General features: G+C 53.5%; 11 protein-coding genes. 2 read left to right on the top strand and 9 right to left on the bottom strand.

What is annotated here, in order from left to right:
* Nucleotides 1-113: 113 nt before the first annotated feature.
* From lpxK to PUZ33_RS07905, 9 genes are all read right to left on the bottom strand, one after another.
* Nucleotides 114-1,091 (bottom strand): tetraacyldisaccharide 4'-kinase, encoded by a 978-nt coding sequence (gene lpxK / locus PUZ33_RS07945; protein ID WP_013097302.1) that lies wholly within the window; start codon nt 1,089-1,091, stop codon nt 114-116.
* On the bottom strand, nt 1,088-2,836 hold the full coding sequence (gene msbA / locus PUZ33_RS07940) for a lipid A ABC transporter ATP-binding protein/permease MsbA (protein ID WP_023621029.1): 1,749 nt from the start codon (nt 2,834-2,836) through the stop codon (nt 1,088-1,090). Before msbA ends, lpxK begins: the two co-directional genes overlap by 4 nt.
* 36 nt (nt 2,837-2,872) lie before the next feature.
* Nucleotides 2,873-5,137 carry a ComEC family protein gene (locus PUZ33_RS07935; RefSeq protein WP_058680318.1) on the bottom strand — a complete coding sequence of 755 codons (2,265 nt, stop codon included), beginning with the start codon at nt 5,135-5,137 and terminating at the stop codon, nt 2,873-2,875.
* Between the two features lie 214 nt (nt 5,138-5,351).
* Complete coding sequence (gene ihfB, locus PUZ33_RS07930; protein ID WP_003858233.1) at nt 5,352-5,639, bottom strand: integration host factor subunit beta; 288 nt, start codon at nt 5,637-5,639, stop codon at nt 5,352-5,354.
* 170 nt (nt 5,640-5,809) lie between these two features.
* Nucleotides 5,810-7,483: a 30S ribosomal protein S1 gene (gene rpsA, locus PUZ33_RS07925; RefSeq protein ID WP_008499966.1), complete on the bottom strand. Its 1,674-nt coding sequence runs from the start codon at nt 7,481-7,483 to the stop codon at nt 5,810-5,812.
* A 111-nt stretch (nt 7,484-7,594) separates the two neighbouring features.
* Nucleotides 7,595-8,278 carry a (d)CMP kinase gene (gene cmk / locus PUZ33_RS07920; protein ID WP_013097305.1) on the bottom strand — a complete coding sequence of 228 codons (684 nt, stop codon included), beginning with the start codon at nt 8,276-8,278 and terminating at the stop codon, nt 7,595-7,597.
* Nucleotides 8,279-8,463: 185 nt separating this feature from the next.
* The gene (gene aroA, locus PUZ33_RS07915) at nt 8,464-9,747 is read right to left on the bottom strand and encodes a 3-phosphoshikimate 1-carboxyvinyltransferase (RefSeq protein ID WP_014831286.1); all 1,284 of its coding nucleotides are present in this window, start codon (nt 9,745-9,747) and stop codon (nt 8,464-8,466) included.
* 68 nt (nt 9,748-9,815) lie between these two features.
* The gene (gene serC / locus PUZ33_RS07910; protein ID WP_028028021.1) at nt 9,816-10,904 is read right to left on the bottom strand and encodes a 3-phosphoserine/phosphohydroxythreonine transaminase; all 1,089 of its coding nucleotides are present in this window, start codon (nt 10,902-10,904) and stop codon (nt 9,816-9,818) included.
* 162 nt (nt 10,905-11,066) lie between these two features.
* Nucleotides 11,067-11,759 carry a DUF421 domain-containing protein gene (locus tag PUZ33_RS07905; RefSeq protein ID WP_014831284.1) on the bottom strand — a complete coding sequence of 231 codons (693 nt, stop codon included), beginning with the start codon at nt 11,757-11,759 and terminating at the stop codon, nt 11,067-11,069.
* 127 nt (nt 11,760-11,886) lie between these two features.
* On the opposite strand from PUZ33_RS07905, the gene ycaO reads away from it, so the two are divergent.
* Nucleotides 11,887-13,647 (top strand): 30S ribosomal protein S12 methylthiotransferase accessory factor YcaO, encoded by a 1,761-nt coding sequence (ycaO, locus tag PUZ33_RS07900; RefSeq protein ID WP_014831283.1) that lies wholly within the window; start codon nt 11,887-11,889, stop codon nt 13,645-13,647.
* A gap of 406 nt (nt 13,648-14,053) precedes the next feature.
* A complete protein-coding gene (gene focA, locus PUZ33_RS07895; RefSeq protein ID WP_013097310.1) occupies nt 14,054-14,911 on the top strand; it encodes a formate transporter FocA in 858 nt (285 codons plus the stop codon).
* Nucleotides 14,912-14,943 lie beyond the last annotated feature (32 nt).

Raw genomic sequence — 14,943 nt, 5'->3', positions numbered from 1 at the left:
TTTAAGAAGTCCTTGCGCGGCAAGGTGCAAGTTACGTGCGGCTGAAAGCGAGAGTTGCGGTAAAGACATGCGTTTTCCTGTCAGTCAAAGCGCCACCAGAACCGCGTAAGCTCTTAATGCACCAACGCAATCAGTTCCTGGAGCAAGTGTTCCGGCTGCTCGCCGCTGAGTTCAGCGTCAACCGGCAGATACCACCAGTTTTCTTTCGCAAAAGCGCGGCATTTCACCGCATCTTTTTCGGTCATGATTAATGTCTGACCGGATGTTGTCAACGCGTCTACCTGCTCCGCCACCAGCGCCTGGTGATCGGCCAGCGGAACACGTTTATCAAGGCGGGCACCACACTGTTCCAGCGTTGCGAAGAAACGCGGAGGATGACCAATACCTGCCATCGCGACCAGCGCGGGTAGCCGGGAAACGGCCTGTCGTTCACCGGTCAACAGGTTAATAGCCATGCCTGGCTGGAGTTGCATCGGGATCTCCCCCGGCAGTGCCGCACCGCCGTTAACAATCACCGCATCCACGGACTTCAGGCGCGAAGCGCGTTCACGCATGGGGCCTGCAGGCAGCCACCAGCCGTTGCCAAAACGGCGGACGCCATCAATGACCACAATCTCTTTATCACGCGCCAGCGCGTAATGCTGCAGACCGTCATCGGTAATAATTATTTGCACGTCGTGTTCGGCAAGCAACGCCTTAACAGCATCACTACGCACCGGAGAGACTGCGACAGGCGCGCCAGTACGCTGATAAATCAATACCGGCTCATCCCCCGCCTCGGCGGTCGTCGTGTCCGGCGTCAGGAGCAGTGGATAGTGCGCCGCTTTGCCGCCGTAACCTCGCGACACCACGCCGGGGCGGATGCCGCGCTTTTGCAGTTGCTCAACCAGCCAGATGACCACCGGGGTTTTACCGTTCCCCCCTGCCGTGAGGTTGCCCACCACGACAACCGGCACCGGCGCACGCCACGCCCGCTTTAGCCCCAGACGGTAAAGCAGACGAATAATGCCGCTCACCAGACCATACAGCCAGGAGAGCGGCAGAAGCAGCAGCCATAGCGGGGACTCACCGGACCAGATACGGGCAATCATTCGCCGAACTGCATCTTATGGAGCTGAGCGTAAACACCACGCTGTGCCAGTAAATCGGTATGGCTACCGCGTTCTACAATGACCCCATCCTCCACAACGACGATTTCGTCTGCCTGTTCAATCGTTGACAGGCGGTGCGCAATCACCAGTGATGTACGGTTCTTTTGCAGTTCATCTAGCGCAGACTGAATTGCACGTTCAGATTCTGTATCCAAAGCAGAGGTTGCTTCGTCGAGGATTAGAATAGGGCTGTTACGCAGCAATGCACGGGCGATGGCGATACGCTGGCGTTGACCACCGGAGAGCAGAACTCCATTCTCACCGATGATGGTATCCAGGCCGTTGTCCATCTTGTTAATAAAGTCCATGGCATAGGCCATGCGAGCGGCTTCTTCAATCTGCTCGCGGCTGTACTCTTCAGTGCGCGCATAGGCAATGTTGTTCGCAACAGTATCGTTGAACAGATGCACGTTCTGAGACACCAGCGCAACCTGGTTACGCAGCGACTGCAGGGTGTATTCCCGCAGGTCGTAACCGTCTAACAGAATTTCACCCTGATCGATGTCGTAGAAACGGGTAATCAGGCTGGCAATCGTCGATTTACCCGAACCAGAACGGCCGACCAGCGCAACGGTTTTGCCTGCCGGAATGGTCAGATTGATGTTACGTAATGCTGGAACTTCACGGCCAGGGTAAGTGAAGGTCACGTTGCGGAATTCGACATCGCCCTTTGCGCGCTCAATGACGCGAGTACCTTCGTCTTTCTCTTGCTCGGAATCCAGAATGCTGAACAGCGTCTGGCATGCTGCCATCCCGCGCTGGAACTGGGCGTTAACGTTGGTCAGCGACTTCAGCGGACGCATCAGCGCAATCATGGAAGAGAACACAACGGTGATGGTCCCCGCCGTCAGCGTTTCCATTACGCTCGGGAAGCTCGCCGCATACAGGACGAATGCCAGAGCCAGAGAGGCAATCAGCTGAATAATGGGGTCAGAGATTGAAGAGGCCGAGACCATTTTCATCCCCTGCAGACGCATTTTGTTGCTGACTTTATCGAAGCGTTTTGTTTCGACCTCCTGCCCACCGAAAATCAACACCTCTTTATGTCCTTTCAGCATCTGTTCAGCGCTGGTGGTCACCTGCCCCATCGTATTCTGCATATTCTTACTGATATTGCGAAAACGCTTTGAGACGACGCGGATCGCGACAGAAACAACCGGAGCCAGCACGATGAGGATCAGCGACAGCTGCCAGCTGTAATAGAACATCATCACGAACAGACCGATAATTGACGCACCTTCACGCACAACGGTAATCAGTGCGCTGGAGGAAGAGGATGCCACCTGCTCTGAGTCATAGGTAATACGTGACAGCAACGTACCCGTCGATTGTTTGTCAAAGAAGGCCACCGGCATGCCCATCATGTGGCTGAACAGCCGACGGCGCATTGTCATGACCACTTTTCCTGACACCCAGGAGATGCAATAACTGGAAATATAGCTGGTGATACCGCGTAAGATCATCAGTCCGATCACCACCAGAGGCATCCATAGCAACACTGAGCGATCCGTTTTACCAAAACCGTCATCCAGTAACGGTTTGAGGAGCGATAACATAAAAGTATCGCTGGCTGCGTTGAGAACTAACGCTATACCCGCCACGATTAAACCTGCTTTAAAAGGTGCAATCATCGGCCAGAGTCGGCGGAAGGTTTGCCACGTGGAGAGATCTTTGTCGTTATGCATTCAAAAAACCAGCATCTGTTGAAATAGCCGCATATTCTACCCGTTATCGACGGGCGCGCCAAACCACTGATGATACCAACGCGGTAAATATTGCTCCCGCAACCGTCGGATTTGCCAGGCATGTTGCGAAAACGTCACCGATATTTGGCCCGAATGAGGAGTATCGTGCCAGACATACCCCTCCTTTCGATAACGCTTCACCACCTTCACTGACGGGAATCGCCACGCATTATAACGGGCCGCAGAATCCAGCGCGATATCGCCTCCCACCCGTTGTACCAGCGGCAACGATGAGGAGGTATTACTGCCATGGTGCGGCACCTGTATCACCGTTGACGTCAGATAACGCCAGTAATGGCTAAGCATAGCCTGTTCCGCTTGCGCTTCAATGTCCCCTGTCAGCAAAACACTCTGCTCACCGTCATCAATTTTAACCACGCAGGAGCGATTGTTACCCAGGGCAGTGGATCCAGCCGGTGGCCAGTGAACGGTCAATGTTAGCCCCTGCCATTTCCACTGCTGCCCGCGAAAGCAAGAAAGATGCTGCGCCCACCCCAGCGGGCTGCGTACCCATAAGCCGGGCCATGCCTCCTGCAGCGATGCCAGACCACCTGCATGGTCCAGGTGCTCGTGACTGAGAATAACGCCCTCTGGTTGCAGGTGATGCCAGCGTAACCAAGGAATAATCAACTGCTGCGCACTGTCTCCCCCAGGCCAGCCGGGACCGGTGTCGTATAGAAGCGCTTTACCCTGCCGCTCAATAACCATTGATAGCCCCTGCCCCACATCCAGCATATGCAACGTCCAGCTATCGGTTTTCTCCGTTCGCATGAATGGGCATGCCAGCACGACAGTTCCTGTCAGACACACCGCCGGCATGCTTTTCCAGGAGCGAAAGCGCCAGCCGATAATGGCCAGCCAGGGCAGTAATGTCAGGTACTGCCAGCGCTCATCGACGTCCTGCCAGCCATCAGGCAGACGCTGCAGCAGCCAGAACAAACCGGCCAGGGACTTATCTGCCGCAAACCATACGCCAGTCTCCAGGGGGACCAGCGGGAGCAGGTGCAGTAGCATACCGAGCAGGATCAGTGGAACCGAGATAAAGGTCACCAGCGGAACGGCAAAGAGATTGGCCACCAGCGAAGAGACGCTGAAGCCATGGAACATCAACACCTGCAAAGGCAGGAGCAGCAGCAACATCCCAACCTGCAGATAGAGTAAATTTATCAGGGGTCGCACCCGGCGAGTCCAGCGCCAGCTGGGGAGTGGCAGCCACTGATACCAGAAAATCAACGCCGCGACAGCAAACGCTGACAACGCCAGGCTTTGAGAAAGCACCGCCAGCGGATCAACGATGAGTATCGCTGCAATACAGCTACACCAGACCTGCCATGCAGACCACTGACGCGCGCCGATCCGCAGAGCGGCCAGCACCGCAAGCGCGATGACCGTGCGTAATGCAGGCGGCTGCAGACCCGTCAGCCATGCGTAGAAGGCCGCAAAAAACAGTCCCGCAAGCAGTGGCATCTGCCAGCGGATCCACTGACACGGCAATAAAAACTGAATACCCCTGGCAAGCAACCAGACGATGGAAGCCGCCAGCGCGATGTGCAAACCCGAGATCGCCATCAGATGCGACGTGCCGGTCTCACGCATCAGTGTTTTTATTTCCCGGGGCACATCCAGGCGCTCGCCCATCCCCAACCCCAGGATCACCGCTCCCCAACGATAGGCTGAAAGCGTGTCGTGCAGCGATGACAGATAGTGGGCACGCAAGCTACAGCGTTCATCAATGATTTCTGCCCGTGTAAAACGTCCGCTCAACGTTTGATGCCGGGCAAAAGCATTTCGCTGAGGATCATATCCCCCGTCGTTCAGTTCACCGTGTACAGGCCTGAGCCTGAGCGTCATGGCCCAGCGCTGACCCGCGCAGGCCTTTTGCGGCAGGTAATTGCCATACAGCACGATGCCCGTCGATGCCCACCAGCGTTTGCCATTAAGTGCAACGAGTTTCCCCTGATGGACTGTTGCGCCATCGGTGGCGGTGATCTCTACCTCAGCCTTGACTGCACCGGTGGTTAGATGCTGCATCGGCCAGACGCTTTCCTGCGCTGCCAGAATGCCCCACGCGCAAAATAACAACCCCATACCGATACACTTCAGACTGAAGCTTCGCTGTAAGCCCAGCACCAACCCACCGGCAACCATGATCCATACAGTATGCCGTGCAGGTAGTTCAGGTAACCAGAGTAGCGGCACTATCGCCAGAATGGCGCACAGACTTAGTGTGGGAATTCCCATTACGACCTCCCTGTTTCAGGGCGGCAGTATGTAAGAAGAGGGAGAGAGGCGTCAGTTGAATAAAATGCAGGTTACAGCGCGCGCTGCACTGTTTTTGTCGGTTTGCAGAAAACGACACGGGGATTGCGGCACGGCTTCAGAATAAAAACGATAAGTACAAAAAAAGCACCCGGAGGTGCTTTCTTTTGAACCCAGTTTAACCTGATGGCTAAACTCAGTTGCCGTAAATATTGGCGCGATCGCGCAGTTCTTTACCCGGCTTAAAGTGTGGAACGTACTTACCTTCCAGCTCGACTTTATCGCCAGTCTTCGGGTTACGCCCGGTACGTGGAGCACGATAGTGCAGAGAAAAACTACCGAAACCGCGGATTTCAATGCGCTCGCCCTGGGCAAGAGTGGTGGCCATATGCTCCAGCATCTCTTTTACGGCATCTTCCACTGCTTTAGCTGGGATATGCGGTTGCTGACTGGCAAGTCTTTCAATCAATTCTGACTTGGTCATGATTCCTCCGGTTCCTTTCAAACCAATTAGCTGAACAGCTCATTAAACAAGGGCGGCCGTAGCCGCCCTTTGTTATTGATTACAGGACGAATCCTGCAATCTGTCAAGTTTGCTCCTCATCCTTCGCGCGATAAATGCGTTACCGCTCAAAGGATGCTGAGGACTTGATATTACTCGCCTTTAGCTGCTTTGAAAGCTTCAGCCATTGCGTTGTTAGAGAAGTTTGCATCTTCCTGTTTGTTAACAGTAGCGATTGCATCTTTCTCGTCAGCTTCGTCTTTCGCACGAACAGACAGGCTGATTGCACGGTTCTTACGGTCAACACCGGTGAACTTAGCTTCAACATCGTCGCCAACGTTCAGAACCAGAGTGGCATCTTCAACGCGGTCACGTGAAGCTTCAGAAGCGCGCAGGTAACCTTCAACGCCGTCAGCCAGTTCTACGGTTGCGCCTTTAGCGTCAACTGCAGTCACTTTACCGTTTACGATTGCGCCTTTCTTGTTCAGTGCAACCCAGTTGTTGAACGGATCTTCTGCGAGCTGTTTAACGCCCAGAGAGATACGCTCACGCTCTGCGTCAACCTGCAGAACAACTGCTGCGATTTCGTCGCCTTTTTTGTATTCACGAACTGCTTCTTCGCCTGCAACGTTCCAGGAGATGTCAGACAGGTGAACCAGGCCGTCGATGCCGCCGTCCAGGCCGATGAAGATACCGAAGTCAGTGATAGACTTGATTTTACCTTCAACACGGTCGCCCTTGTTGTGGGTTTCCGCGAACTGCTGCCATGGGTTGTTTTTGCACTGCTTCAGGCCCAGGGAGATACGACGACGTTCTTCGTCGATATCCAGAACCATAACTTCCACTACGTCACCAACGTTAACAACTTTGGATGGGTGGATGTTTTTGTTGGTCCAGTCCATTTCGGAAACGTGTACCAGACCTTCAACGCCTTCTTCGATTTCAACGAAGCAGCCGTAGTCAGTCAGGTTGGTCACGCGGCCAGTCAGTTTGGTACCTTCTGGGTAACGCTTAGCGATAGCTACCCATGGATCTTCGCCCAGCTGTTTCAGGCCGAGGGATACACGAGTACGCTCGCGGTCGAACTTCAGCACTTTAACAGTGATTTCGTCGCCCACGTTCACGATTTCGCTTGGGTGCTTAACGCGTTTCCACGCCATGTCGGTGATGTGCAGCAGGCCATCAACGCCGCCCAGGTCAACGAATGCGCCGTAGTCAGTGAGGTTCTTAACGATACCTTTGACTTCCATGCCTTCCTGCAGGTTTTCCAGCAGCTGATCGCGTTCTGCGCTGTTTTCGGATTCGATAACGGCACGACGGGAAACAACAACGTTGTTACGCTTCTGGTCCAGCTTGATTACTTTGAACTCAAGCTCTTTGCCTTCCAGGTGCAGGGTGTCACGGACTGGACGAACGTCTACCAGTGAACCTGGCAGGAACGCACGAATACCATTCAGCTCAACAGTGAAGCCACCTTTAACTTTGCCGTTGATAACACCGACCACAGTTTCAGCTTCTTCGTAAGCTTTCTCCAGCGTGATCCATGCTTCGTGACGTTTAGCTTTTTCACGAGACAGCAGGGTTTCGCCGAAGCCGTCTTCTACTGCGTCCAGAGCAACGTCAACTTCGTCACCTACCTGGATTTCCAGCTCGCCCTGGGCGTTTTTGAACTGCTCTGCCGGAATGGCGGACTCAGATTTCAGACCGGCGTCAACCAGTACTACGTCTTTGTCGATAGCAACAACAACACCGCGAACGATGGAACCCGGACGGGTTTCGATTTCTTTTAAGGATTCTTCAAACAGTTGAGCAAAAGATTCAGTCATGTTTAATCTTCAGGTTAATATTAACGTCCACCTGGCTCCGTGCCGGATGGGGTTGTTTCACATACCCGCCGTCAATCCATTGCAGCGGGGGTACTGCTAAATCGGTCGCAATTACGCGAGTGCCAGTTTTTGGCGCGCATATTGTAGCGCTTTTTCAATCACTTGCTCAATAGTTAAACTGGTGGAATCCAGAACTAATGCATCTTCTGCAGGAACAAGTGGGGCGACGGCGCGGTTACGGTCGCGGTCATCGCGCTCTTTTATCTCGGATAAAAGGCGATCAAAGTTAACACTAAAGCCCTTCTCCTGCAACTGAAGCATGCGGCGTTGAGCCCGTTCTTCCGAGGAGGCGTCAAGGAAAATTTTCACTGGCGCATCAGGGAATACCACCGTCCCCATATCTCGCCCGTCAGCAATCAGACCCGGCGCTTCGCGGAAAGCGCGTTGACGGCGTAACAGAGCTTCACGAACGCGCGGGAAAGCCGCCACCTGAGAGGCCGCATTAGCAACCTCCTGCGTACGAATTTCGCCGCTTACATCTTCCCCTTCCAGGATCACTTCGAGGTTGCCATCGGTCGAGACAAAACGCACATCCAGATGCGCAGCCAGCGGAACCAGCGCCTCTTCAGACGCAACATCCACATGGTGATGCAGCGCTGCCAGCGCCAGCACGCGATAGATAGCTCCCGAATCTAAAAGATGCCATTGCAATGCTTCCGCCATCGCCTTGCACAGAGTTCCTTTCCCTGCGCCACTAGGCCCATCAATGGTGATTACCGGGGCAACTGCCGTCATCTTTTTCTCCTTAATAAAGGCATACCGTTAACATGAACGCCGCGCATTATACGCGCCAACGTGCGCAACTGTTACCTTTGCGTGCAAATTACGGAATTAATGAAGCAGAGTGTAGAAGAAATGTGCGGGAACAAACGTCAGAAAACGTAAGGAAATGCCGCATCGGGTGATGCGGCATCATGTCATCAGGCCAGTGTACTGATGCGGGCCAGCTGTTCGAAATAGTCCGGGAAAGTTTTCGCCGTACATTTCGGATCGAGGATCGTGACAGGTGTATCGGACAACGCCACCAGCGAGAAGCACATCGCCATACGGTGATCGTTGTAAGTGCCAATTTCCGCGAACTGCAGTTTTGCCGGAGGCGTTACGCGAATGTAGTCTTCGCCCTCTTCCACTTCGGCGCCTACTTTACGCAACTCGGTGGCCATCGCGAACAGACGGTCAGTCTCTTTTACGCGCCAGTTGTAGATGTTGCGCAGCGTCGTGGTGCCTTTGGCAAACAGCGCAGCGGTGGCAATGGTCATTGCCGCGTCAGGAATGTGGTTCATGTCCATATCGATGGCATTGAGCTCACCATGTGTACAGGCGATGAAATCATCCCCCCAGGTCACCACCGCCCCCATTTTTTCCAGCACATCAGCAAAACGAATATCGCCCTGCACGCTGTTACGGCCAATACCGGTCACTTTCACGGTACCGCCTTTAATCGCCCCTGCTGCCAGGAAGTAGGAAGCAGATGAGGCGTCACCTTCAACCAGGTAGTTGCCCGGAGACTGATACTGCTGCGCCCCCCGCACCACGAAACGCTGATAAGACTGGTTTTCCACCTCAACGCCGAAGGTTTTCATCAGGTGCAGGGTGATATCAATGTACGGCTTAGACACCAGGTCGCCCTTGATGGTGATAACCGTATCCTGCGGTGCCAGCGGAGCGGTCATCAGCAGTGCCGTCAGGAACTGGCTGGAGACGCTGCCGTCCACCTCAACGTTGCCGCCAGTAAAACCACCGCGAAGGCGCAGTGGTGGGTAATTCTCTTGCTCCAGATACTCAATCTGCGCACCGCCCTGACGAAGGGCATCCACCAGATGGCCGATCGGACGCTCTTTCATGCGCGGCTCGCCGGTCAGAACAATGTTGTTGCTGCCCAGACACAAGGCGGCAGCCAGTGGACGCATGGCGGTTCCCGCGTTACCCAGAAACAGCTCCAGTTCCTCGGCTGAACGTAGCGCACCGCCATTCCCCGTCACTTCACAGCGGGTACGGTCGTCAGACAGCGTGTAATGAACTCCCAACGCTTTCAGCGCATTGAGCATATGGCGCACGTCATCGCTGTCCAGCAGGTTAGTGAGGACGGTGGTGCCGTTTGCCAGAGCTGCCAGCAGCAGAGCGCGGTTCGAGACACTTTTTGAACCAGGCAGATTGATGGTGCCATCTACCCGCGCGATAGGTTGTAACGTCAGGGATTCCATGAAACTTAACTCTCAACTCAACATAATAAAAACCCCGTAGCAGGGCTACGGGGGTGAAAACAGCGCAATTAACCGTGGCGACGTTCGAAGTCAATCATGAAATCGGTCAGGGCCTTAACGCCTTCCAGCGGCATGGCGTTATAGATAGAGGCGCGCATGCCGCCCACCACACGGTGGCCTTTCAGCGCATGCAGACCTGCGGCGAAGGACTCTTCCAGGAAAACTTTATCCAGGTTGCTGTCCGCCAGCTGGAACGGCACGTTCATGCGGGAACGGTTGGCTTTCGCCACATCGTTACGATAGAAATCACTCTTATCAATGACGCCGTACAGCAGCTCAGCTTTCTGCTGATTGATCTTATCCATCTGCGCCACGCCACCGTTTTGCTTCAGCCATTTGAAGACCAGGCCGGAGAGATACCAGGCAAAGGTCGGCGGGGTGTTGAACATGGAGTCGTTATCGTTCAGCACGGTGTAATCGAGAATCGACGGGCAGGATTTATGCGCTTTACCCAGCAGATCGTCACGCACGATGACGATAGTCAGTCCTGCAGGGCCGATATTTTTCTGCGCACCCGCATAGATGACACCGTAGCGGCTGACGTCAATCGGCGCAGAGAGAATGGTAGAGGAGAAGTCAGCGGCAACCACCACGTCTTTACCGAAGTTCGGCGTCTCGTCGATGGCAATCCCGTCAATGGTTTCGTTCGGGCAGTAGTGCAGATACGCGGCGTTGTCAGAGAGCTGCCACTCGCTCATTGGCTTCACGGCACGCAGGCCATCAACGGTCACTTTGGCGTCGATGACGTTTGGCGTGCAATACTTGTGCGCCTCCTTCACCGCGCTGGCAGCCCAGTAGCCAGCGTCAACATAGTCTGCCGTGGTTTTGTCACCCAGAATATTCAGCGGTACGCCAGCAAACTGGCCGCGTCCACCACCGTGGCAGAACAATACTTTGTAGTTCGAGGGAATGTTCAGCAGATCGCGAAAATCCTTTTCTGCCTCTTCCGCCACCTGAATAAACTCTTTACCACGGTGGCTGATTTCCATCACCGACGTACCCAGACCGTTCCAGTCACAAAGTTCCTGTTGAGCCTGTTTAAGCACGTCTGCCGGTAACATTGCCGGACCTGAACTGAAATTAAAGACTTGAGCCATTTCCCCTCACCACGCTAAAAGCCATAAGTTATAACTGTGGATATCGGTTTTATCATTCAGTGACACGCGCCGCAATGTCTAAAACTTATGACCGGTGAAATGTGCCCGTCGTCACACAATACAATCTGCCGCCTCGCTGTCACAAAACCGACAAAATGGCTGTCAGATAAGGCGTTTGGCCCGGCTAACCTTCGTCCATTCCGGATTTGTACAGCGGGGGCATAATTGATGATCGCCCACCTGCATGGAGACGACATGGCTGCATCTTACACAGGCATACTCGCCGGACTCCGGCACTGTCTTAAACCGTTCGACCAACATATCCGGCAGAATACACAATCCCGGCTTCACCTCGTCGTCGGGATAGTAATACACGCTGATTTGCCCATTGGTTTCCATTATCGCCAGACGCACCTGCCCAAGCTGTTCCACGCTATTCAGACGCAGCTCCATGAAGAACTCAAATTCGGTCATATTGGCGCTTTGGACATTTTCCCAGGCCAACTGTCCATCCTCAACGATAACGACAGGCTTCCCTTCAAGCATGTCTTCCAGCTTTTCGCTTTTCGACATCAGCCACATGACCAGCCGGTAAAGCAGCGCCAGCGTGACGAAGACAATAAACACCGGCACCATTGGTACATCATCATAAAAAGCGACATCCCCCGCCGCTGAGCCCAGCGTCAGAATGATCAACACTTCAAACAGCGACATCTGCCGCACACCGCGCCGACCAGTGATTTTAAGAAACAGGAAGACCAGAACGAAGGTATACAGGCTACGCAGCGCCACTTCGCCTAAAAATTCGGGTGGGACTTTATCAAACGCCATCCTCTGGAGATCGAATGCTTTCATTTTTCTATGCCTTAACAGTCAGTTACTGACAGTAAGCATAGCCCAGTCTTTTATTTTCGCCGGAGATAGCACCTGTCACGCAAAACCCGTATCATTGCGCGCTTTACGTACGATAAAAGTGAACGCCATGACTCAAACGTTTATCCCCGGCAAAGACGCCGCTCTGGAAGATTCCATCGCTCGCTTCCAGCAGAAACTGACCGACCTGGGCTTTAATATCGAAGAAGCCTCCTGGCTCAATCCAGTGCCTCACGTCTGGTCCGTGCATATTCGCGATAAAGACTGTGCACTGTGCTTTACCAACGGTAAAGGCGCGACGAAAAAAGCGGCGCTGGCTTCTGCGCTGGGTGAGTATTTTGAACGTCTGTCGACCAACTACTTCTTCGCCGATTTCTGGCTGGGTGAAACCATCGCTAACGGCCCGTTCGTTCACTATCCCAATGAAAAATGGTTCCCGCTGACCGAAGACGATGAACTGCCGGAAGGTATTCTCGATGCGCGCCTGCGTGCGTTCTACGATCCGGAAAATGAACTGACCGCCAGCATGCTGATCGATCTGCAGTCGGGCAATGAAGAGCGTGGGATCTGCGCCCTGCCGTTCACCCGTCAGTCTGATGAGCAGACCGTTTACATCCCAATGAACATTGTCGGTAACCTGTATGTGTCTAACGGCATGTCCGCCGGTAACACCCGCAATGAAGCGCGTGTGCAGGGGCTGTCAGAAGTGTTTGAGCGCCACATTAAAAACCGCATCATTGCTGAATCCATCAGTCTGCCTGAAATTCCGGCCGACGTGCTGGCGCGCTATCCGGGCGTGGTGGAATCCATTGCTAAGCTGGAGGCAGAAGGCTTCCCTATCTTTGCGTATGATGGCTCGCTGGGCGGCAAATATCCGGTTATCTGCGTTGTGCTGTTTAACCCAACGAACGGCACCTGCTTCGCCTCCTTCGGCGCGCATCCTGACTTTGGCGTGGCGCTGGAGCGTACCGTCACCGAGTTGCTGCAGGGCCGTAGCCTGAAAGATCTCGATGTATTTACTCCACCAACCTTTGACGACGAAGAAGTGGCCGAGCATACCAACCTCGAAACCCACTTCATCGACTCCAGCGGTTTGATCTCCTGGGACATGTTCAAGCAGGACGCAGACTATCCATTCGTCGACTGGAGCTTTGCCGGTACGACCGAAGAAGAGTTCGCTACCCTGATGGCCATCTTCAACGCGGAAGATAAAGAAGTCTACATTGCTGACTACGAACACCTGGATGTTTACGCCTGCCGTATTCTGGTGCCGGGCATGTCCGATATCTATCCGGCTGAAGATCTGTGGCTGGCGAACAACAGCATGGGTGCGCACCTGCGTGAAACGCTGCTGGCCCTGCCGGGCAGCGAGTGGGAAAAAGAGGATTATCTGAACCTGATCGCCCAGCTGGACGACGAAGGCCATGATGACTTCACGCGCGTACGTGAGCTGCTGGGTCTGGCTACCGGCAAAGACAACGGCTGGTATACCCTGCGCATCGGCGAGCTGAAAGCGATGCTGGCGCTGGCTGGCGGCGATCTGGATCAGGCCCTGGCCTGGACCGAGTGGACCATGGAATTCAACCAGTCAGTGTTCTCTGCCGAGCGCACCAACTACTACCGCTGCCTGCAAACCCTCCTGCTTCTTGCGCAGGAAGAGGATCGTGAGCCACTGCAGTACCTGAACGCCTTCGTGCGCATGTACGGTGCCGAGGCGGTAGAAGCCGCCAGCGCGGCCCTGAGCGGCGAAGCGCCATTCTACGGACTGCAGGCGGTAGACAGCGATCTGAAAGCCTTCCCTGCGCATCAGTCGCTGTTGAAGGCCTATGAAAAACTGCAGAAAGCAAAAGCCGCTTACTGGTCAAAATAAGCGCATATAACATTATCAGCAGTAGGCGTATTTAATCGTCTGGGCTATATTACGGGGCAATTTCATTGCCCCGTTTTTTATTTTTTTCGGCAATGAACGTTGAATGTAATAATAAAGTTAAATATGGGTAAATATAATAATATTTACCTGGGCTTTACTGTTACTTTTTATGGCAAATACTCCATATTAATTAACTGTTCCAGAGGTGGCCGACCGAAAAAATTCAACTCTTTTCATAACTTTTAAAATTTATTTTTATACGGATAATCAAAAACTTACACCGCATTTGTCGTAAAACCATACACACTGCGGGCCTATAAGCCAGGCGAGATATGATCTATATCAATTTCTCTTCTATAATGCTTTGTTAGTATCTCGTCGCCGACTTAATAAAGAGAGAGTTAGTGTGAAAGCTGACAACCCTTTTGATCTTTTACTCCCTGCTGCGATGGCCAAAGTTGCCGAAGAAGCGGGTGTCTATAAAGCAACGAAACACCCGATGAAGACGTTCTATCTGGCGATCACGGCCGGTGTGTTCATCTCAATCGCGTTCGTCTTCTACATCACTGCCACCACCGGTACTGCCGCGATGCCTTACGGCATGGCCAAACTGATTGGCGGCATTTGCTTCTCACTGGGTCTGATTCTGTGCGTTATCTGCGGCGCCGACCTCTTCACCTCAACGGTGCTGATTGTCGTAGCAAAAGCCAGCGGAAGAATTACCTGGGGTCAACTGGCGCGCAACTGGCTTAACGTCTATGTTGGTAACCTGATTGGCTGTCTGCTCTTTGTTTTGTTGATGTGGCTCTCTGGCGAGTATATGACCGCCAACGGTGGCTGGGGACTGAACGTCCTGCAGACCGCGGACCACAAAATGCACCACACATTTATCGAAGCGGTTGCACTTGGCATCCTCGCGAACCTGATGGTCTGTCTGGCGGTATGGATGAGTTACTCCGGCCGTAGCCTGATGGACAAAGCCATGATTATGGTTCTGCCGGTTGCGATGTTTGTTGCCAGCGGCTTCGAGCACAGTATCGCGAACATGTTTATGATCCCAATGGGTATTGTAATCCGCAACTTTGCGAGCCCGGAGTTCTGGACTGCAGTTGGTTCAACCCCGGAAAGTTTCTCTCACCTGACTATTATGAATTTCATTACTGATAACCTGATCCCTGTCACTATCGGGAACATTATCGGTGGGGGTCTGTTAGTTGGGTTGACATACTGGGTCATTTACCTGCGTGGCGACGATCATCATTGATGGTTATCTCAGGCAGTAAATAAAAAATCCAC

Origin of the sequence: Enterobacter cloacae complex sp. 2022EL-00981 (assembly GCF_028737495.1) — a bacterium.
Lineage (GTDB): Bacteria > Pseudomonadota > Gammaproteobacteria > Enterobacterales > Enterobacteriaceae > Enterobacter > Enterobacter cloacae.
This window is presented reverse-complemented; position numbering and strand designations above follow the sequence as displayed.

What these genes read in the sequence shown, in the direction of transcription:
- PUZ33_RS07905 (WP_014831284.1), bottom strand. Translation starts at nt 11,759, where the DNA reads ATGAAAGCATTCGATCTCCAGAGGATGGCGTTTGATAAAGTCCCACCC.
- ycaO (WP_014831283.1), top strand. Translation starts at nt 11,887, where the DNA reads ATGACTCAAACGTTTATCCCCGGCAAAGACGCCGCTCTGGAAGATTCC.
- ihfB (WP_003858233.1), bottom strand. Translation starts at nt 5,639, where the DNA reads ATGACCAAGTCAGAATTGATTGAAAGACTTGCCAGTCAGCAACCGCAT.
- serC (WP_028028021.1), bottom strand. Translation starts at nt 10,904, where the DNA reads ATGGCTCAAGTCTTTAATTTCAGTTCAGGTCCGGCAATGTTACCGGCA.
- lpxK (WP_013097302.1), bottom strand. Translation starts at nt 1,091, where the DNA reads ATGATTGCCCGTATCTGGTCCGGTGAGTCCCCGCTATGGCTGCTGCTT.
- PUZ33_RS07935 (WP_058680318.1), bottom strand. Translation starts at nt 5,137, where the DNA reads ATGGGAATTCCCACACTAAGTCTGTGCGCCATTCTGGCGATAGTGCCG.
- cmk (WP_013097305.1), bottom strand. Translation starts at nt 8,278, where the DNA reads ATGACGGCAGTTGCCCCGGTAATCACCATTGATGGGCCTAGTGGCGCA.
- rpsA (WP_008499966.1), bottom strand. Translation starts at nt 7,483, where the DNA reads ATGACTGAATCTTTTGCTCAACTGTTTGAAGAATCCTTAAAAGAAATC.
- aroA (WP_014831286.1), bottom strand. Translation starts at nt 9,747, where the DNA reads ATGGAATCCCTGACGTTACAACCTATCGCGCGGGTAGATGGCACCATC.
- msbA (WP_023621029.1), bottom strand. Translation starts at nt 2,836, where the DNA reads ATGCATAACGACAAAGATCTCTCCACGTGGCAAACCTTCCGCCGACTC.